This is a genomic window from Maribacter sp. ACAM166 (genome assembly GCF_005771495.1).
Lineage (GTDB): Bacteria > Bacteroidota > Bacteroidia > Flavobacteriales > Flavobacteriaceae > Maribacter.
Genome location: NZ_VAUW01000001.1, coordinates 257,888 through 278,040, shown reverse-complemented (window position 1 = coordinate 278,040; position 20,153 = coordinate 257,888). Strand labels below are relative to the sequence as shown.

Annotated in this window: 13 protein-coding genes; 1 reads left to right on the top strand and 12 read right to left on the bottom strand. The window is 35.4% G+C overall.

Annotation, left to right across the window (positions count from 1 at the left end; all coding sequences use genetic code 11):
- Window positions 1-19: 19 nt before the first annotated feature.
- From ES765_RS01160 to ES765_RS01140, 5 genes are all read right to left on the bottom strand, one after another.
- Window positions 20-1,384, bottom strand: a complete 1,365-nt coding sequence (locus tag ES765_RS01160; protein ID WP_138110757.1) for a TolC family protein — start codon at window positions 1,382-1,384, stop codon at window positions 20-22.
- Window positions 1,384-4,668: an efflux RND transporter permease subunit gene (locus ES765_RS01155; RefSeq protein WP_138110756.1), complete on the bottom strand. Its 3,285-nt coding sequence runs from the start codon at window positions 4,666-4,668 to the stop codon at window positions 1,384-1,386. The genes ES765_RS01160 and ES765_RS01155 overlap by 1 nt, the downstream gene beginning before the upstream one ends.
- Window positions 4,668-5,798, bottom strand: a complete 1,131-nt coding sequence (locus ES765_RS01150) for an efflux RND transporter periplasmic adaptor subunit (protein ID WP_138110755.1) — start codon at window positions 5,796-5,798, stop codon at window positions 4,668-4,670. The genes ES765_RS01155 and ES765_RS01150 overlap by 1 nt, the downstream gene beginning before the upstream one ends.
- Before the next feature lie 1,110 nt (window positions 5,799-6,908).
- Entirely contained in the window at window positions 6,909-7,784 is an 876-nt protein-coding gene (locus tag ES765_RS01145) for a hypothetical protein (protein WP_138110754.1), read from the bottom strand.
- A gap of 159 nt (window positions 7,785-7,943) precedes the next feature.
- Entirely contained in the window at window positions 7,944-9,854 is a 1,911-nt protein-coding gene (locus ES765_RS01140) for an ABC-F family ATP-binding cassette domain-containing protein (RefSeq protein ID WP_138110753.1), read from the bottom strand.
- Window positions 9,855-9,989: 135 nt separating this feature from the next.
- Here ES765_RS01140 and ES765_RS01135 point away from each other — a divergent pair, with 135 nt between their 5' ends.
- Window positions 9,990-10,379, top strand: coding sequence for a DUF983 domain-containing protein (locus tag ES765_RS01135; protein ID WP_138110752.1), 390 nt, complete (start codon window positions 9,990-9,992; stop codon window positions 10,377-10,379).
- Here the strand turns inward: ES765_RS01135 and ES765_RS01130 are convergent.
- The 7 genes from ES765_RS01130 to topA form a co-directional block, all read right to left on the bottom strand.
- Window positions 10,376-11,419 (bottom strand): NAD(P)/FAD-dependent oxidoreductase, encoded by a 1,044-nt coding sequence (locus ES765_RS01130; protein ID WP_138110751.1) that lies wholly within the window; start codon window positions 11,417-11,419, stop codon window positions 10,376-10,378. The two genes, ES765_RS01135 and ES765_RS01130, sit on opposite strands and share 4 nt — an antisense overlap.
- Window positions 11,420-11,519: 100 nt before the next feature.
- The gene (gldN, locus tag ES765_RS01125) at window positions 11,520-12,407 is read right to left on the bottom strand and encodes a gliding motility protein GldN (protein WP_138110750.1); all 888 of its coding nucleotides are present in this window, start codon (window positions 12,405-12,407) and stop codon (window positions 11,520-11,522) included.
- 65 nt (window positions 12,408-12,472) lie between these two features.
- Window positions 12,473-14,026, bottom strand: coding sequence for a gliding motility protein GldM (gene gldM, locus ES765_RS01120; protein ID WP_138110749.1), 1,554 nt, complete (start codon window positions 14,024-14,026; stop codon window positions 12,473-12,475).
- Between the two features lie 48 nt (window positions 14,027-14,074).
- Window positions 14,075-14,728 (bottom strand): gliding motility protein GldL, encoded by a 654-nt coding sequence (gldL, locus tag ES765_RS01115; RefSeq protein ID WP_138110748.1) that lies wholly within the window; start codon window positions 14,726-14,728, stop codon window positions 14,075-14,077.
- Window positions 14,729-14,811: 83 nt separating this feature from the next.
- The gene (gene gldK, locus ES765_RS01110; RefSeq protein WP_138110747.1) at window positions 14,812-16,176 is read right to left on the bottom strand and encodes a gliding motility lipoprotein GldK; all 1,365 of its coding nucleotides are present in this window, start codon (window positions 16,174-16,176) and stop codon (window positions 14,812-14,814) included.
- A gap of 122 nt (window positions 16,177-16,298) precedes the next feature.
- Complete coding sequence (locus tag ES765_RS01105) at window positions 16,299-17,456, bottom strand: formimidoylglutamase (protein WP_138110746.1); 1,158 nt, start codon at window positions 17,454-17,456, stop codon at window positions 16,299-16,301.
- Window positions 17,457-17,545: 89 nt separating this feature from the next.
- Window positions 17,546-20,041 (bottom strand): type I DNA topoisomerase, encoded by a 2,496-nt coding sequence (topA, locus tag ES765_RS01100; RefSeq protein WP_138110745.1) that lies wholly within the window; start codon window positions 20,039-20,041, stop codon window positions 17,546-17,548.
- Window positions 20,042-20,153 lie beyond the last annotated feature (112 nt).

Genomic DNA, 20,153 nt, shown 5'->3' with positions numbered 1-20,153 from the left:
TACCTAATTAATTAACTCGTTACAGTTCAATATTCAACAATTGACCCGTAAGTTGCAATAACTGAAGCTCGGCCAACTTGGCATCATACTTTGCAAGGTTCTTATTGGTCTGCGCATTCAATAAATTTATTTGAGCCTGTCTAAACTCAATAGATGTAATACTCCCCAATTGAAATTGTTCCCGAGAGCGTTCAAAATTATTCTGGTTTGTAACTACATTCTGTTCTTGAATCTGATAGATTTTTAAGCGATTTTCATAAATGGCCATGGCATTCTGCATGTCTCTATTTACTTCTAGTTCTACCTGCTTACGTAGCAACTCTTGATTCGCATACGTTATTTTCGAATTTTTAACACGTACCGTTGTACCACCACCATCAAAAAGATTCCAAGTAAGACTGGCGCCTAAAGAGGCACTATTGGCAGAAGAATTGGTGCCAGGAAATAATGTTCCTGATAAAAATGCAGATGGTGGACTTTGATTTCTGTTCCAACCATATGAACCTGTCAAACCAACCGTAGGTAAATATCCAGATTTATTTACCTTAATATCGTAGGCATTAATATTTAAATTTGTTTCCGTTTGTAGAATTGCAACATTATTAGAAATTGCATTATCCATAAATTCCACGATTTGAAATTTAGAAATAAATACTACTGTAGTATCTACCTCGTAGTCTTCATTTAAATTCTGATTCAAAATGACATTCAAATCTCGTTTGGCATTTGCCAATTGCTGATCTGTATTCAATAGATTAATACTATCATTGGTGACATCTACCTGCGCATTCAAAATATCTAATTTGGTATTTTGACCATACTCAAATGAATATTCTGCTCTTTTAATTCTATCATTAGAAATTTCAAGCGCTTGTTTTTGCACATTCTTATTCTCTGTTAAACGAGCAATTTCAAAGTACACACTGAACATTTGCAGCATGGTGTTCTCAATCGTCTCCCTTGCCTGTAACGTACTCAATTGATACTGTTCTTTTAGCCTTTTAAAGTTATAAAACCTACCTAAACCATCAAACAACGTATAATTAAGATTCAATGCTCCATTATACCGTTGGCTTTCCGCATGGTTTACCGAAATATCTGGTCTAGGAATATTATTCTCATCTAACTGCCCAGGAAACTCGGTAGTGGTATTGTTATTATTATAGGTTGCCCCGGCAGTACCCGTCAAAGTTGGTAGGTAACCAGAATTCAAAATACTAGCATTATTATCTGCTATTTCTATTTGACTCTTTGCTATCTCAATACCATAGTTATTTTCCAATGCCTTAACAACGGCCTCTTCTTTAGAAAGAGTTTTGTCTTGCGCAAATGCACTACACAATGGAAACAACAGTAGTAAATGTATGAATCGTAATCTTATCATTATAATGTACCTTCTAATTGCTTATCAGTTTTTGAATCACCTTCAATTTGGCCCATTTCATTATCGTTTGAATGAAGCATCTGGCCTTCTAGATGAGCAGATTCCTTTTTTTCTTTAATAGCTCTTTCCACCTCTTCCTTAGTAATCATGTGTCCGGAGGCCAACATTCTATTTTTAGCTTTTATAGCATTACTAAACGATAGAAATAGCGGCAACAGTAATAATGTAAGTATTGTAGCGATTCCGATACCGTAGGCTATAGATATTGCCATTGGTTTTAAAAACTGTGCTTGCCTACTGGTCTCCATCATTAAAGGTGCTAAACCAGCTATAGTGGTAATCGAGGTAAGGAAGATTGCCCTAAACCTTGATTTACCTGCTTCATAAATAGCATTTTCAAAGGTCATTCCTTCCCTTAAGTTAGAATTGAACTTACCGATGAGTACCAAACCATCATTTACCATAATACCTACTAGTGCTATAATTCCTAATAATGAAATAACATTGATTGGAAAATCGTGGATCCAATGCCCCCATGCCACAGCAATGAAACTAAATGGCACTAATAATAATAACATTAATGGCTGGCTAAAGCTTCTAAACGTAAAGGCGATAGTAATGTATATTAACAGCAATACGGTAAAACCAACCAATCTTAAAGACCCCGTTAATTTACCCAATTCCCTATTTTGCCCTTCATATGAGGCACTTACCGTAGGATATTTGGATTGTATTTCGGGCATAATCACATTTTGAATTTCAGTCATGACTTCGGTCGGGCTATCCTTTACCTCTTTCATATCTGCAGATACCTGTATTTCCCGTCTTCCTTCCAATCTATTAATAGCTACATCACCACGTTCAATCGTATACTCTGCAATTTCTTTGAAAGGAACACGCTCACCAGTAGGTGTTACGATACGCATTTCATCTAAGTTAGAAATTGAAGACCGTTCATCTCTTTCGTATCGTACCCATACTCTAATTTCATCTTGTGACCGTTGAAATCGTTGTGCCTGTACACCGAAAAAACCTGAACGTACTTGGGTCATTACAGCACGAAGGTCTAATCCTAATAAATAGGCATTCTCTCTTAGTTTCAATCGAATTTCCTTGATGCCTGCCGGATCATTATCCGATATATCTTTTAATCTAGGATTCCTTATTAAAGCATTTTTTAATTCAGTCTTGGCGGCCTTAAGCTCTTGTATATTATTTCCCAATAAAGAAACCGAAACCGGAGAACCTCCAAAATTACCTCCTGAACCAAAAATCAAACTTTCTACCCCTATTACTGGTCCGACTAGTTCTTGCAACCTACTGGTCACCATATCTGAGGATATTTCATTTGGTCTTTCCTTTCCTGGCAACAGGTTTATCGTCAATTTGGCTGATGATGAACCTGGGCCCAATTGTCGTATCACATTTTCAAAAAGGACCTTACCCGTTCCCTTTAGATATTTTTCCGTTAGTTCCTTATTAACGATTTCAGCATTATCGTCTATCATCGATATAATCGAATCTGTAATTTTTTCATTGGTACCATTTGGCATCTCTAATTCGATACCGACCCTATCACTAGCTACCCTTGGAAAAAATGCAGTTCTTACAATACCACCTCCTACAGATCCTAACGTTAAAATAAATGCTGCCGCAAAAAGACTAAACGTAAAGACCTTGTATTTCATCGCAAAGTGCAATCCTGGAGCATACAATTTATCACGCATCCAAGTCATTAAGCGATCACCAAACTCGTTTATAACCCTAAGTTTAGCAAAGGCATTTGCAAATCCGCTTTTTGGTTTAGTATCTATAGGCTGTAACGCTTTAGAGTGCGCTAAATGCGCAGGTAAAATTATCAATGCTTCAATCAATGAAACCACCAAAGTTAGTATTACAATGACAGATACCTCTCCGAAAAATTCACCTATCCGACTATCTAAGAATAGAAATATAGAGAACGCCAATATGGTCGTTATAATTGCCGAAATAATTGGAGGCAACACCTCCATAGTGCCATCTACAGCAGCTTGTACTGGTGTTTTCCCCTTTTCGTAATGCTGGTAGATATTTTCGGCAATCACAATACCATCATCCACTAGAATTCCAATTACGATAATCATACCGAATAAAGAAAGTACATTGATGGTTACATCGAAGAAACCAGCGAAAACAAACATCCCTAAGAAAGCAACAGGAAGACCAAATGCTACCCAGAATGCCAATCTTGTATTTAAGAATAGAGATAGAAAAATCAAGACCAATACCATTCCCATTATTGCATTTTCCGTCAATAATTGGGTACGTTGTACAAGAGTAGTCGACTGATCAGATACAATATCTAACTTTACGTTATTGTATTTTTGATTGAACTCCTCTACATATTCCTTTACCTGCTCGGCCGAGGCTATTAAATCTTCATTATTTGTACTTGTAATCGTTGTACTTACAGATAAGTTGCCGTCAAAATAAGTAGCATTAGGAGTTTCTGCAAAACGATCCCTTACAATAGCAACATCCTTTAAACGAATTACACTACCTGATGGGTCTGCCCTAACCACTAAATTAGAGAGTTCATCGCCATAATACGAACGATTATTGGCCCGTATCAAATACTCTTCTGCATCGGTCTTTATATTACCCCCGGTTACTAGAATGTTAGCGTTGCTTACTGCATTGGCTACTTCAGTAAATGAGATACCATATGCCAAAAGGTTATTTTCATTTACAGCAATTTCAATTTCCTCTTGTGGAAACCCAGAAATTGTTATTTGAGAAATACCTTCCATGGCCCTTAGGTCATTCTCAATTTCCCTGCCGACACTTTTTAGCGTTGCCAATGGAATATTTTCCCCACTAATGGCAAACGAGATGGTTTGGCGTACTGCCTCTAATTTCGACACAATCAAAGGCTCCATACCCGTTGGAAAAGTAGGAACTCTATCTACGGCGTTTTTGACCTCTAATAGCATAAAGTCGATATTCTCTCCCTTTTCTATCTCGACATTAATCGTCCCACTATTTTCCCTCGAAGTTGAAGTTACACGATCAACACCTTGAAGTCCTTTAAGGTTATCCTCTATTTTTAGTACAATACCCTCCTCAACTTCTTGTGGAGAGGCACCAGGATATGTTATCGTTATGGCAATATTCTTAGAATCCGTTAATGGAAAAAAAGATGATTTTAAAGACTTTGCTCCTACGATTCCAAAAAGTGCAAAAGAAATCACGACAACATTGACGGCGACATGATACCGTATAAAGTACTCTATCAGTTTCCGCATTATTCTTTATTGTTTTCTGGTTGTTCTGAGTAGATCTTAACTGCCATGCCTGTATATGCGCCACTTAATGGTTTAGACATTATGGTGACACCATTTGGAACATTTTTAAGTACAACACGTTTATCTGAAAAATAAACCGGATCAACATCTATAATATCCAAAACTGAATCACGCACTACAAATATTCGATTGCCTTCTAAAAGTAAACCCCTATCAATTTCAATGGCATTCTCTTCTTTTTTGGCATCCAAATTAGCTTCTAAGTACATGCCTTCGCGTAAGTCTTTATTATCAACCTCAATATAGGCCTTGACGGTTTGTGACGCTTGATCAATACTCCCATTAATTCGAGACACCTTTCCTTTGTATTTAGTGTCATCATCTAAATTGGTAAGTTCAACTGACTCTCCTACCTTTAATAGGTCAGCATAGGTTTTACTGATCGCCACTTCTAACTCATACACTTCCGGATTAATAAATTCACCTAATTTTTGACCTACTCTTACCAAGGTTCCTTCTGTTACTAAAGCCTCGATAAGCACGCCAGAAAAAGGAGCAACAATACGGTATTTTAAAAGTCGTTGTTCTAAGTTTTTAACATTGTAATAACTTGTCAGAATACCTCTACCCGAAATAAAGAATTTTTCCTTCTCCGTTATCATTTCAGGAAGGGCTGGCGTACTCTTTGACATATCGAAATTGGTAAGATACCCTTGCCATTTCGAATATATATCTGGATAATCTAAACGCAAATCTGGCATTACTGCCGTTAGTTGATTGAACAGATTACTTTTGGCAGATTGTACACTTGCCGCATATTCATCGGCATCAATATTAATTATCGCCTCACCTTGCCTAAAGGCTTGCCCTTCTTTAAACAATTTACTACCCTTTTTAAAAACTCCTTGAACCTCAGCATATAATTCTACTCGTTGTTTCGCAGTTAAATTACCATTTGCCGTAACTACAATTTGTATTGTACTATTCTCTACTATCTCGGTAAAAACAGTTTTAACCACTTTCTCAGATTTAGGCTTAAACGTTTTCTTGCTATCGATAATAACCTTTGATAAGAAGATGGATATCACAATAAGTAAAATACCCAGACCGGTAAAAATAATTTTTCTCATTTGGCAATATGGTTTTTAGACTTAGTCAGTTCTAGTACTAGATTGATTTCTATATGTTGGTTATTAGGTATTTTTTGTCTTGTACGCATACAATATGTTTTAACAGCAAAGACCTTCATCTGAATTTAAAAAGTAAAGACCACATAAAACAGAAAAGGTTTAATCTTAGACACATACTTATTTATAAATAATCCATATTGACCCGGAATATTCCATTTTCGGAAGTACAGAAACTGAAAATCATGTACTCCCGCTATAGCCAAAATGTAAAACCAAACCTGTTAACAAAATTAAATGAACAAGCAATACATCTTTGAGTGAAAAATAATCTCAACTACCTCTCAAACTAATCAGAAAGCGAAACTACAAAAAAAGAGATATGGCATTGAATGAATGAATGGTTAAAGAAATCATAAAGTATATTGAATTTTCACTATACACATATCAATAAAAAAAGAATGCTTTCGCATCCCTTATAAACTATCTAAGCATCTGTATAAGTGTGTGTCCTTGTATTTTGCACCCACAAAGCGAGTTTTATTCAATGGGTAGTCACTAAATTTCACAATCAAAAATTCTTTCTCACTATAACGTACAGTAAAGTTTTGCATTTGCATCTATACTAATGAATTCAAAGAGCTGAAATCATTTCCCTATAACTGAACACCTTCAAGCGTACTTAAGCTGGCCTTTCCATAGCCATTACAAATTTCCACTCCTTACCATGTGATTGCATCTACTTTTAAATTTTAGGTATTCTGCTATTTTTCTCCAACATCACTTTTGTGAAAATCTATTACATGGTGTTTCTGATTTTTTGGAATTTACACCTTAAAAAATTAGATACAAGCTATAATGAGTAGTACAAAGCTGTACTTTATAGCTAATTTTTATGAAAAAGATTTAATCTGTTGCGTCAATATTTCGTCTATTAATCTTTAAAAGGACTATAAAAGAAGAGGGCACTACAGCATATTCATATACTAGAAGGTTCAAAAAACACATTTTTATTAACTTGATTGTGTTACTTGATTTTAATCAAGAAAGAGATGTAAATTATACATCTCTTTCTATTACCAAACTAACTAAAAGTGTAAACTACGTTTACGCTTACTCTTCAATATCTTCAAACTTCGTATCGGCCATTTTGGTCTTACTGAAGTTGATATCCTTAAATTCTAATTTTTTATCTTCTTTATCGTAATCAAAAACCAAATACTCTTTAGTCTCTAAAAACTCTAAAGCTTTAAATGAGCTGAAATTATTATTCTGTATTTGAAAAACTTCTAAACTGGCCAATTGTGCAAACTCACTTGGTATGTCACCAACTAATCTGTTATTAGCTAAAACCAATTCTTTTAAATTACCTAGCTGACCCATGTTTTTTGGAATTGTACCTTCCAACTTATTTTCAAATAGACCCAATGTTTCTAATTGAGATAACTGACCTAAAGAGCTAGGTATGTCACCATAAAAATCATTGCTAGATAGATTTAATACTTTTAAACCTTTAATATCACCAACTGTAGCAGGAATTTTACCGGTAAAAAAGTTATTGAACGCTGAAAGCTCTTCCAATTGATTAAGGTTTCCTATTTCCATAGGTATCTCACCATGAAGCCTGTTCATTTCGAGTTTTAAAATTTTTAAATTGGACAGATTCACAATCTCCTGTGGAAGATTTCCTGTCAATGAATTAAATGCTAAATTTAACACTCTTAAGTGCTCCAATTTTCCTATTTCTGATGTTATAGGACCCATAAGATTATTATGGAATAAATTAATCTCCACTACTTTATCATCAACAATTTTAATACCATACCATTGAGAAACCGGAGCTTTTAAATCCCATTTCTTAACCCAATGCTTACCATTGGTGGTTGAATATAAATCTATCAAGGCCTTTTTTTCCTTTTTTGATATTTCTGCGAAACATACTGTCGTTAGAAAAAATAAACTGAAACTTAGATAGTATAGTTTTTTCATGAGTTGGTGGTTTCAAAACTCCTTTAGTTAGGAATTATCCTACAAATTTGAACTAATAACGCTGAATACTAAAATCTTATCGTTGACTAACCTCCTTATGTTGTGAAAGTGAAGGTATATGTTGTGAAACATGTTAAAATATTAGTCTGCTGAATCAAATCACCCCATTGACTCTATATCTATTGTAAGACTTTCCCAATTTTGCATGAGCTTTTCCAACTTGTTTTTTTTTGCTTGATACGTATCGAAAAAGTTTGGTTTCTGAATAGTCTTCTCATAGTCTACCAATAAATCATGGTCTATTGCCTTTAGTTCTTTTTCTAGACTACTCACTTTACTTTCTACCGAGCTTAATTGATTTTTTAAACTCTTTATTTTTTTTTGATCTTGAAATGAATTGGATTCCTTTGGTTTTGTTTTCTCAACAACTAGAGCCTGTTTTTTCTCAATCGCTCTAAAATTTTCAACTTTCCGCTGTTCTAAATAGAAATCTACATCCCCTAGATATTCATTTATACGCTGATCTTTAAATTCATAAACCTTATTCGTAAGACCTTGTAAAAAATCTCTATCGTGAGATACTAAAATCAACGTACCCTCAAAATTTAAACAGGCTTGTTTTAAAACATTTTTAGATTTTATGTCAAGGTGATTGGTAGGCTCATCCATTACCAATACATTGAATGGTTGCAAAAGCATTTTCGCCAACGCAAGTCGGTTTCGCTCCCCACCCGACAAAATCTTTACATATTTTTCAACCTCATCTCCCCTAAAAAGAAAAGAACCTAAAATATCGCGCACCTTACTTCTATTCTTTTCATTGGCCGCATCTATCATTGTATCTAAAATAGTTTTACTACCATCTAAATACTCTGCTTGGTTCTGGGCGAAATATCCAATCTGAACATTATGTCCTAATTTCAAATGCCCCTCATGTTGTAACTCGCCAACAATAATTTTCGCTAAGGTTGATTTTCCTTGACCGTTTTGACCTACAAAGGCTGTTTTACTATTGCGCTCTATTAAAAGGTTAATATCACTAAGTACTGAATTACTACCATATGCCTTTGAAAGTTGCTCTATTTCTACCACTACCTTACCTGGAGTAACGGATATGGGGAAACGCAAGCTCATGACACTATTATCATCTTCATCTACCTCAATACGCTCAATTTTATCCAATTTTTTAATCAAGGATTGCGCCATTGACGCTTTAGTAGATTTGGCCCTAAACTTTTCTATTAACCGTTCTGCTGCTTGAATTTCCTTCTCTTGGTTCTTTTGAGCATTTAACTGTTGTTGCTTTATTTCGTTTCGCAGTACCAAGTACTGGGTATATGGTTTATTGTAATCATAGATACGCCCTAAAGAAATCTCAATCGTTCTATTGGTAACATTGTCCAAGAACATTTTATCGTGCGAAACTATCACCACCGCTCCTGTATAAGTATTCAAAAATTGCTCAAACCAAATAATAGATTCAATATCTAAGTGGTTTGTCGGCTCATCAAGCAAAAGAACATCATTACTTTGTAATAATAGTTTGGCAAGTTCTATTCGCATTCTCCATCCTCCAGAAAATGTTTCTGTCTTCTTTTCAAAATCTTCGCGTCTAAAGCCTAGACCTTGTAAAATCTTTTCAGTTTCACCTTGGTAATTGTAGCCACCCAAAATTTCATAATGATGAGAAACGTCATTTAAATCAATTATTAGCTGACTATAAGAGTCTGTTTCATAGTCGGTTCGTTCTGCCAATTGATGATTGATTTCATCCAACTTTAATTCCAATTTCTTGATTTCCTCAAATGCTTGATAGGCTTCGTCTAAAACCGTTCTACCTTGTACGAAATCAATATCCTGTCTAAGAAAACCTATTTTAATATCTTTCTCAACTGCAATCACCCCCGTATCTAGGGCCATATCTCTATTCAGCATTTTTAACAGCGTAGACTTACCTGCTCCATTTTTACCTACTAAACCTACCCTATTTCCTGAATTTAGCCTAAAAGAGATTTCCTCAAATAGGTATTCTCCGCCAAAGGAGACTGATAGGTTGTGAACGTTTAACATAAATTACAATTCTTCTAGTTTAAACTTAAAACATCATTTTTTTAATACGACTATTTTAAGCAATAATTATCTTTGAGTGGTTCTTGACAGGATGAAAAGAGCCATATTATCGTACCTTCGCATAAAGTTTTGCAAATGTTAAAAAAAGGAAACAAATTCTACAGTATTTTAACAGGAAGTTGTCCAAGATGTCACGAAGAAAGTATGTATTTGGACAAAAACCCTTATCATTTGGGTAAAATTTTTAAAATGCACGAAAGATGTAGCCATTGTGACCTAAAATATAAAATTGAACCTTCATTTTTTTATGGTGCAATGTATGTAAGTTATGGAGTAGGAATTGCTTTCGCCGTTGCCGCATTTGTAATTGCAAAACTTCTTATTGGAGCCAACCTTATCGAAGCATATATAGCCATTGTAATTACAATGATTGTATTTATGCCGATCATCATGCGGGTATCTAGAAATATCTGGATCAACCTTTTCGTTAAATACAATCCTAAGGTGAAAACTGTAAAATCTTAAGTTCGAATAAACCGTTCTACATCCATTTCTTCGAGCAAAGGAACCTGAGTTTCAATGCGTTCATAAAGTGCCTTTGATGCCCAAGGTCCAATCATAATTCCATGAGAACCAAAACCATTTAATACCCAAAGATTGTTGTGTTTAGAGTGCCTACCCACCAATGGTCTCCTATCCTTAATTGTTGGCCTGACACCAGCCTGTTGATCGACTATCGTATACGAGCAATCTAAAAGACTATCTAATTTTCTTAGCAGTTCGTTTTTTGCATCTTCTGTTGTAGCATTATCTTTTTGACCTCTAGTGTATGTTGCACCTATTTTATACAAATCATTCCCTAACGGGATTAAAAATATTGAAGATTTAATGATCTTACTTTCCTTTAAATCCTTAGCTTCAATAATTATGTACTCTCCTTTTGAGCCTTGCATGGGCAAATAATTAAAATAAGGATTGCGTAGCAAGCCAAATCCTTCAGCAAAAACTATATGTCTAGCCTTAATGCCACTATAGGTTACATATTCTGTATCAATCTCTAGTTTATCATAATCAAATGTTTCTGAATGAATGCAGTTTTCTTGCTGTAACCATTCGGTATACCTATCAATAAGAATATTAGTATTCAATTTACCGGTTTCCAATACTTTTCCAAACCCGAATGGAATTTTAAGACTTGGGTTTTCGTTGGTTACCAGATGCGTATCTAAATACAATTTCAAACGATCTTTATCTGCTGCTTCAAACCATAAGTTCTGCTCTTCTATGGATGCAAATTTTCGTAAGACACTTAACTTCTCATCAAATTGAATATTTAAAAATTTCTCAAGTTGATTATAGAACTCTACTGCAATCAATAGCTGTTCATCTGCCCTCCAAGAGAGTGTAAAACGTTTTAATATTATAGGATTATATAGACCGCCTGCCACCCGAGAAGATGTTTGAGATTGGTCATTAAATACGACAAATGTTTTGTTATTTCTGCGCAAAGTTTCGCAAAACGATGTGCCGGCCAATCCTAATCCTACTACCAGATAATCTACCATTCGGCAAATGTAATAACAAAAGTATGAACAGTTTTATAAAAACAAAAAACCCAATCTTACGATTGGGTTTTTATGTTATGAATTGGATTTTGCGGGAAGCTTAATAAGCCCACATGTCTTGTTCTTTATCTCTAATCGTTTCTTTGATTCGTTTTGCTTCTAGCAGTTGAAACAAAGCATTGTCTGAAATATAATCATCTATAGTTCTATCTCCATAAATATTATCTTCTTTGTAAATAACCGCATTAAACCGTCTTGCATTTAGCAACATATCAAATGATATAGGTTGTGCCGAGTTCTGTTGGTTAAATACTTTTGCTTCATGCAATATCTCACGTGCATCTGGATACCATACCCAAAACAGTTCAACTTTATCAGGATTTTCATCATCCATGAAATTCACATCTGGTGCAACTGGTGCAATACCTAAAAGACGGTATTTTAATTCTCCCTGTCTTTTATCAAAATACCATATTCCTTTAACATGATATTGTTCTATTTCAGAAGCTGATATACTTCTACGTGTAATATATTCTTCTGAAACAGTTTCCCCCGCATTAACTTGTTCGTAGCCATAATCAAGGGTATCAACCATTTGCAAGGCATCTTTCAAATCGCCAAATGTTCTTTTTTTGGTGAAATAAGAATCGGTATACGCTTCTAAGTTTCCACTTTTTAAATTTTTAATCAGAATATGATATAAAGACCTTCTATCTGGTCCAATATCCATAGTATCTGTTGGATAATACAATGGGAAGTTTACACGTTCATCTAAATCTATGGTCTCCCATAACGTTTTCGACCAAAGTATATCCCTATCATCAACATAACCATATTCTAATGGTGCATCGTTATCTACAGCTATTTGAGCTTCTGTACGTACGCCAACCTCATCGGGTTTCTTTGCATTCAATACATTTGCTTGAGCCATCATAGATATAGGTAACATAGTTACCGCTCCAATTACAAAAACATTTTTCCAATTCATGTTTGTTTCACTTTAAAATTAACCGGGCAAAACCAAAAGGCTTACCCGGTATCATTCCATTTATTTTAATTTGTTATCTCCACAACTACTGGAGATACTTTCTTCAACTTGTAACTCTTGTTATTGGTAATGTATGCTTCAATATCAAATATCTGCACGATATCGCCTCTTTTGGCACGTTGTAAGGCTGATTTTGCTTTACCATCCATTTTATTACCTCTAACCGTAACTGTTGGTTGACCCGGTACTTTGAATTTAAAACCGCTTACAGCAAGGTTTAAATCAAAATCGAAATCTTCTAAACCAGCTCCTATAGTAGCAATTTCAACATTTCTTTTTGGAAGTTTAATACTACCTGTTTGCTTACTTACACTACCTTCTGGTCTTGGAATATCCTTAATTCTGAATTCTAATGACGACCCAACAGGCTCACCGTCTGGCAATGTTCCCGAAGCTTTAATAGTAACCGTTCTACCCGTTTCAGGATTCATAACATATTTACTACCACCAATAGACTTCAAACCAGGTGCAGAAGCATTTACTTTGTTATTTGCAATACCTGGTATAGAAATTGACATTGGGTTTGCTACGCCTCGATAAACAACGTTCATCTTATCAGCAGCAATTAATGCCCCACCAGGCTTAGAGATAGTAGCGAATGAATTGTTCACTTTTACAGGAATCTCTTCACCATCTTGCATAAAGTAGATTGTTCCTTTTACTTCATGGTCACCAGCAGAACCAGAACCAATTAACATTTTAATACCACCTGCTTCTAATTTATAATCAGAACCTTCTGAAAGTTTTCTACCATCCAACGTTAATTCAGCTTTTACTGGAGTTGAAGAATTATCAGTTTTACTAATAATTATCTTACCATCGTACTTCTCCCCTGTATAGTAAGCAGATTTTGAAGATAAAAGAGATGTTGCAAAGTTTTTCAATGATACTTGGCTCGTTAACTCACCTTCTAACATAGATTTCAAAGCTGCCTCTTCGGTCACTTTTACATCTGATTGTAGCGCAGTCAATTTAGCTAAGGAAGCAACTAAAGGATATCCTTCATAATGATAGTTGATCCAATCTTGCATACCATCTTTAGCCTGTACTTTACCTTCTTCATTTCCTGTTTTAAAACGATCTACTACAGAATTTTTCAAAGAAGTTGGTACAATATCCGCTACATTATTTCTATACTCAGTAAGTCTTTTCATGAATTCCTTGCCACCATCTGAAAGGTTATCCCCTTGAAAGAACTTTTGGTCCAAGAAATCTGAATTATCCATTCTTGCATAATCCTTAGGATTTTCAAGTCCTGTAGTCATGCCTATTTTAAGTGACTCCAAGTAATCATAATAGTCTTGGGACATTACTTTTATCTGCTGGGCATTTTTGTACAGCTTATCATATTTAGCTGCATCTTCAGATGCCTTGGTTTCCAGACTACCCAAGAACGCTTCGTTACTTGCGGTGGTCATTGCGTTTGAAGTCTCTAGCTTTTCATTCATTATACCGAATGCGGCCAATACTTCTTTACTCATGTTTAATGCCAGCATCGCGATGAAGATCAAATACATTAAGTTGATCATCTTCTGACGTGGTGTTGCTTTTCCTGCCATGGATTTAGATTTTAATTAATAATTAATTTGGGTTTGATTAAAATCCAATTAGTTTTTACTCATTGCAGATAACATACCGCCATATACACCATTCAATGAAGAAAGGTTTGTAGATAAAGATGCCATTTGATCTTTAAGAGCACTTGCATTTTGAACTACTTCTTCATTTACAGAAGCTTGTCTGCTAGCGCTTTCCAATTGTACTTTATAAAGACTGTTCAAAGACTCCATTTGAGCTGCAGCTTGAACCATTTCACTAGAATATTTTTTAGTAGATTCCATTGCATCTACCGTTGGAGCCATACCTTTAGCGGCACCTTCAAAGTTTTTGATGCTAGAACCTAAGCTCTCCATAAGAGTTGCGTCTACACCAGCTTCTTTTAATAAATCATCTAATTTTTTAGATAAAGATGCTTCTGCTTCTTTTACTTCAGCAGCTTGTCCTTTTTTAAGAGCTTTGTTTTCGCTGCCAGCTAATTCTGGGTAAACTAATGCCCAGTCTACATCGTCATCTACTGGCTCGAATGCACTGATAGCAAAGATAAGGGCTTCTGTAATTAGACCAACTGCTAATAATAGACCACCTGTTAATGGACCAAATTCCCAGTGAAGAATTTTAAACAATGCACCAATAATTACGACTGATGCTCCTAGGCCGTAGGCCATGTTAAATAACTTTTTTGTTGATTTTGACTGTGCCATAATTTTAATTTAATTAAGGTTTAATAAAAAGATTTGGTTAAAAATTTGATTTGTACTTATACTAAAACTATTAATATTTTTATTTATTGTGTTGAATCTTCTTCGCCCATGTAATCTTGTACGGTTCTGAAACCTATGTAACTACGGGCTGAATCTGCATATTCATAATCTCTGGTACTTACTTGCAAAAAGTAGGCTACATCTTTCCAAGAACCACCTCTTATAACTTTTCTGGTGTTCGATTGATCACCACCGTTAGGGTTCATAGTAGATACATAATCATATGCGCTTGGGTCATAACTTGAGTTTGTCCACTCAGATACATTACCTGCCATATTATACAAATTGAAGTCATTAGGCTCATATGATTTAGCTTCTACCGTATATAAAGCGTCATCTGCAGCATAATCACCACGTTGTGGTTTGAAATTGGCCATAAAACACCCTGTATCACTAATCACATATGGTCCACCCCAAGGATAAGTTCCTGATTCAATACCACCTCTTGCAGCATATTCCCATTCTGCCTCGGTAGGAAGTCTAAACTGATTCACAAACTGTCTTCCTCGGCTTTTGTTATCATCATTCTTGAACTTCGTTCTCCAGTTACAAAAAGCTTTCGCCTGTTGCCAAGTAATACCAACTACTGGATATTCGCTATACGCATCGTGCCAGAAATAATCATTGTGCATTGGTTCGTTATAAGAATAAGAGAAATCTCTAATCCATACTGTTGTATCCGGATAAATTTCTATTTCTTCTGTACGGATGAAATCTTTACGACTCGAATTTCCTTTTAAAGAAGCACGAGCTGCAGCTTCTATATCCATCCAATTATACTTGAACTTTAATTTTTTAACATCAATTGTACGTTGACCATTATAGGATTCTTCTTCGGACAAGTAAATACTATCCATTATTTCGGTATAATATTCATCTGGATAATCTGAAGTATTCCAAACAAGTTCATCATCCTTACTCAATGCTCTACCTTCATATCCGGTTTCGCCCATTCCTGAGTAATTATCCAACATATACTTATCATAAACGGAAGCCCTAGTCGTATCTGCATCCTTAAATGCATAATCACCAATACCACCTTCTTCCGGACCGATACCCAATTCATCTGCTAAAATGGCCAATTTGGTTCTCACAATAGAATCCTTTACCCATTCAACGAATTGACGGTACTCGCTATTCGTGATTTCAGTATCATCCATATAAAAGGAACGTACCGTTACCGTTTTGGTAGGAGCGTTTAATAATTTCGCCTGATCTTCTTCACTCTTACCCATAATGAAAGAACCCCTTGGGATAAGTTCCATTCCATATGGTTTTTCTGGATACCACTTTTTTCCCTGGACTCCGGTTAGCTCACCTTTCTGCTTCGACCCACAACTTGTGAGAAAAAAAACAAACGCTATAGAGGATAACAATAGCTTCTTCATACTTTAGGTTAAATTTCGATTATGGTTTAAACTCAGAATACAATGGTTTATTCTAACATCTAAAACTATGTTTTATATAAAATATTGTATTAAAGTCCTTTAATGCTTTAAAATATACTTGTTTAATTAAAGCCTTTCTTGTAGGCTTTAAACCACCTTTCGGGAATGTGTTGATTACATGCATCTAAATAATCCTTCTCGGTGCAAGGTAATAACGCAGGTGTATGGCCTTTAGTATGTGAAGTGTAAATTGATGGGACTTCTGTCCACCATCTTTCTGTTAATAAACTTTTGTAAAAGACTAATTCCTCATCTTCTGAGGGTACATTATATTTAACAAAGTCTTCGCTCTTAGAATATGGAGACTCTTTAATTCTATAATTAATGCCTTCGATAAAGTACCAAATAATTTGAGCGATAAGCTGTTGTGACTGAACCGTATTTTCCATTTCATACATTCCAAAAACAGAGACTTTATCACTTATACCGGCATATCTGGCAATGGTACAAATTTCTCGACCTGTAAAACCGTTAGGTGAAAAATTGGCCGATAGGGATATCTCACTTGCCTTTACAGAACGCATATCTAAACTGACCATATGCGAATTTCTTAAAACAGGCTCTGCCAATGAAAGGTCGTTAGCCACATCTCCAAGTCTATAGGCATCGAAAAATAACCGTTCCATTAAATCAATTTCCTCTTGGGCATTGAAATAACTTTGAAAACCAATATTTGAAAAGTTAAAAAGATTATTTGGCTTATCGGTAATAATTTTACTCATGTACGAATGGGAAGATATCAATTCATCGTCAATACCAAAATCGAATCGGCTATCAATAGCCACCAGATTAATCATATCCCTTATTCCATCAAAAGCCCTATACGCAGGGTATGTAATATCTTGAGTAGCCCCAATAATAATCGGTATAATATTTTCTTCTAATAAACCGGCAACAACTTCCTTAACAACAAAGTAAGTATCTTCTACTGTTGCACCTTCTTCAATATCACCTAAATCAACTAGAGTTGCGTTCCAATTACCCACTAACAACTTGTAAAATTGTAATCTTATACCAGACACATCTAGCTTTTCATGCTTCTTTTCAAAAGCATTCCTAGACTCTCTTACGCCTAAGATAGCAACAGTGGCATTTGCTAATACTGGCAAGCCATCTTTTTCCGTATGTATATGGGTGTTTTTACCAATCGCTTGTTCTGGTAATAACTCATTGTGGGCCAAAACTTTGTCAGGTACTGGAACTAAAAAATCAAAGGCCATGTATTAGAAATTATTCTTAATTCTTTAATATGTTCGTTGTTCTTAGCATCATGAAAAATAATACATCACACTTTCGACCTAAAAACATCTTACTTTTTTGCTTTTGCTTTAGGTTTGGCTTTTGCCTTTTTCTTAGGCGTTTTTTGTTCTATCATCTTTTGGGCTTCTTCTAAGGTGATTTTGGTTGCATCTACAGTCTTCGCTAACTCAATTTTAATTTTACCTTTTAAGATATTGTGCCTACCCCATCTAGCCTTTTCTACTCGAATACCTTCTTCTTCCCAATTATGAATAACCTTATCTATCTCTTTTTGCTTCTTAGTTTCAATAAGCTCAACGATATCGTCATTTGATAGCGTATCATAATCATATTTTTTATTCACATTAATGAACATTCCGTCCCATTTTATAAATGGCCCGAATCTACCAACTCCCTTGGTTACTTCCTTATCTTCATAAGTTGCTATAGGTGCATCGGCTATTTGTTTCGCAACAATCAATTCAATTGCCCTATCCATTTCAATTTCAAAGGCACTTTCACCCTTATCCATAGAGATAAATTTCTCGCCAAATTTCACATAAGGCCCAAATCTACCTACGTTGGCCAAAACCTCTTCGCCTTCATAAACACCAAGCTTTCTTGGAAGTTTAAATAGGTCCATTGCTTCTTCATAAGAAATGGTATTCAATGACTGTTCTGGCAATAAACTTGCAAACGTTGGTTTCTCTTCATCATCAACGGTACCTATTTGCACCATTGGTCCGAATCTTCCCAATCGGACTGAAACCTGTTTACCACTTTTAGGGTCTTTACCTAAAATTCGTTCGCCACTGGCACGGTCTGCATTTTCTTCTACGTCAACCACATTTGGATGAAAATCTTTATAAAAGTTCTTCATCATTTTCTTCCAATCCTCTTTACCAGAAGCTATTTCATCAAAATCTTCTTCTACCTGAGCCGTAAAGTTATAATCTAGAATATTCGCAAAATTACTCACTAGAAAATCTGTAACAATCATACCTATATCAGTAGGTACCATTTTTCCTTTATCAGACCCAACATTCTCCGTAAGATTCTTTTCTTGAATTTCGTTTGCTTCTAATACTAACTGCTGATACTTTCTTTCCGCTCCTTCAATGGTCCCTTTTTCAACGTACCCTCTATTAAGTATCGTAGAAATTGTCGGCGCATAGGTAGAGGGTCTACCAATGCCTAATTCCTCTAATTTTTTAACCAAAGATGCCTCTGTAAAACGATATGGAGGTCTGGTGAAGCGTTCGGTAGCCGATATAAAATTATTTAATAGTCGCTCACCTTCCTTCATGGCAGGCAACATTCCTTCTTGTTCTTCTGCTACATCTTCATCATCTACACTTTCCATGTAAACTTTCAAGAATCCATCAAATTTAATGACCTCTCCGTTCGCAGTAAATTCTTCTTTATGCTTATTTACTTTAATTTTCACATTCGTACGTTCAAGCTCTGCATCGCTCATTTGTGATGCAACGGTACGTTTCCAAATTAACTCGTATAATTTAGATTGATCTCGCTCTAAAGAAGGAGATTGATTGTCCATCTCAGTCGGCCTAATGGCTTCGTGCGCTTCTTGCGCTCCTTTTGATTTTCCTGTAAAATTCCTGGTCTTGCTATATTTTTTACCGTAATTCTTTACAATTGCTTCCTTAGCAGAAGTCAATGCTTCATTTGACAAGTTCACACTATCGGTTCTCATATATGTAATCAAACCTGCTTCATACAACCGTTGGGCTACTTGCATCGTTCTTCCAACAGAAAAATATAATTTTCTAGAAGCCTCTTGTTGTAGTGTAGACGTAGTAAAGGGTGCCGAAGGTGTTTTTTTAGCTGGCTTCTTATCTAATTTACTAACTGAAAAATCAGCAGCCTTATTTTTTTCTAAAAATGCTTCTGCCTCTTTTTTAGTTGCAAAAGTTTTATTCAACTTGGCTGAAAAAACACTTCCCGCCTCTGTTTTAAATTCTGCTGCAATCTTAAAAGATGCTTTAGGATCAAACCCTTCAATACCTCGCTCACGCTCAACGATAAGGCGTACTGCAACAGATTGCACACGACCAGCCGATAGACCCGGTTTTATTTTTTTCCATAAAACAGGAGATAGTTGATACCCTACTAAACGGTCTAGAACTCGTCTTGCCTGTTGGGCGTTTACCAAATTGTAATTGATTTCCCTTGGGTTTTCAATTGCCTTTTGAATGGCGGCCTTTGTAACAGAGTTGAAAACTATACGTTTAGTTTTCTTCTCATCAAGACCCAACTCCTCAGCTAAATGCCAAGAAATAGCCTCACCCTCGCGATCTTCATCACTCGCGAGCCAGATAGTTTCAGCTTTATCCGCCAAAGCCTTCAGTTTTTTAACCAAAGCCTTTTTATCCTTGTCTACAATATATTTAGGGGAGAAATCATTCTCAACATCTACTCCCAATTCATTTGAAGGTAAATCAGCAATGTGACCAAAGCTAGATTCAACCTTAAAATCTTTTCCCAAAAACTTTTCAATAGTCTTGGCCTTTGCAGGAGACTCAACAATTACTAAATTTTTCGCCATCAACCTTATTTATGGCTACAAATGTATACTAAAAATTAAACTTTGAAATTTCAAACATTTATTTCTTCCTGTAATTACTTAGAAAGATGCCTTTAAAATGATTAATTCCATA

What these genes read in the sequence shown, in the direction of transcription:
- gldL (WP_138110748.1), bottom strand. Translation starts at nt 14,728, where the DNA reads ATGGCACAGTCAAAATCAACAAAAAAGTTATTTAACATGGCCTACGGC.
- topA (WP_138110745.1), bottom strand. Translation starts at nt 20,041, where the DNA reads ATGGCGAAAAATTTAGTAATTGTTGAGTCTCCTGCAAAGGCCAAGACT.
- ES765_RS01130 (WP_138110751.1), bottom strand. Translation starts at nt 11,419, where the DNA reads ATGGTAGATTATCTGGTAGTAGGATTAGGATTGGCCGGCACATCGTTT.
- gldK (WP_138110747.1), bottom strand. Translation starts at nt 16,176, where the DNA reads ATGAAGAAGCTATTGTTATCCTCTATAGCGTTTGTTTTTTTTCTCACA.
- ES765_RS01145 (WP_138110754.1), bottom strand. Translation starts at nt 7,784, where the DNA reads ATGAAAAAACTATACTATCTAAGTTTCAGTTTATTTTTTCTAACGACA.
- ES765_RS01150 (WP_138110755.1), bottom strand. Translation starts at nt 5,798, where the DNA reads ATGAGAAAAATTATTTTTACCGGTCTGGGTATTTTACTTATTGTGATA.
- ES765_RS01105 (WP_138110746.1), bottom strand. Translation starts at nt 17,456, where the DNA reads ATGGCCTTTGATTTTTTAGTTCCAGTACCTGACAAAGTTTTGGCCCAC.
- gldN (WP_138110750.1), bottom strand. Translation starts at nt 12,407, where the DNA reads ATGAATTGGAAAAATGTTTTTGTAATTGGAGCGGTAACTATGTTACCT.
- ES765_RS01155 (WP_138110756.1), bottom strand. Translation starts at nt 4,668, where the DNA reads ATGCGGAAACTGATAGAGTACTTTATACGGTATCATGTCGCCGTCAAT.
- ES765_RS01140 (WP_138110753.1), bottom strand. Translation starts at nt 9,854, where the DNA reads ATGTTAAACGTTCACAACCTATCAGTCTCCTTTGGCGGAGAATACCTA.
- gldM (WP_138110749.1), bottom strand. Translation starts at nt 14,026, where the DNA reads ATGGCAGGAAAAGCAACACCACGTCAGAAGATGATCAACTTAATGTAT.
- ES765_RS01135 (WP_138110752.1), top strand. Translation starts at nt 9,990, where the DNA reads ATGTTAAAAAAAGGAAACAAATTCTACAGTATTTTAACAGGAAGTTGT.
- ES765_RS01160 (WP_138110757.1), bottom strand. Translation starts at nt 1,384, where the DNA reads ATGATAAGATTACGATTCATACATTTACTACTGTTGTTTCCATTGTGT.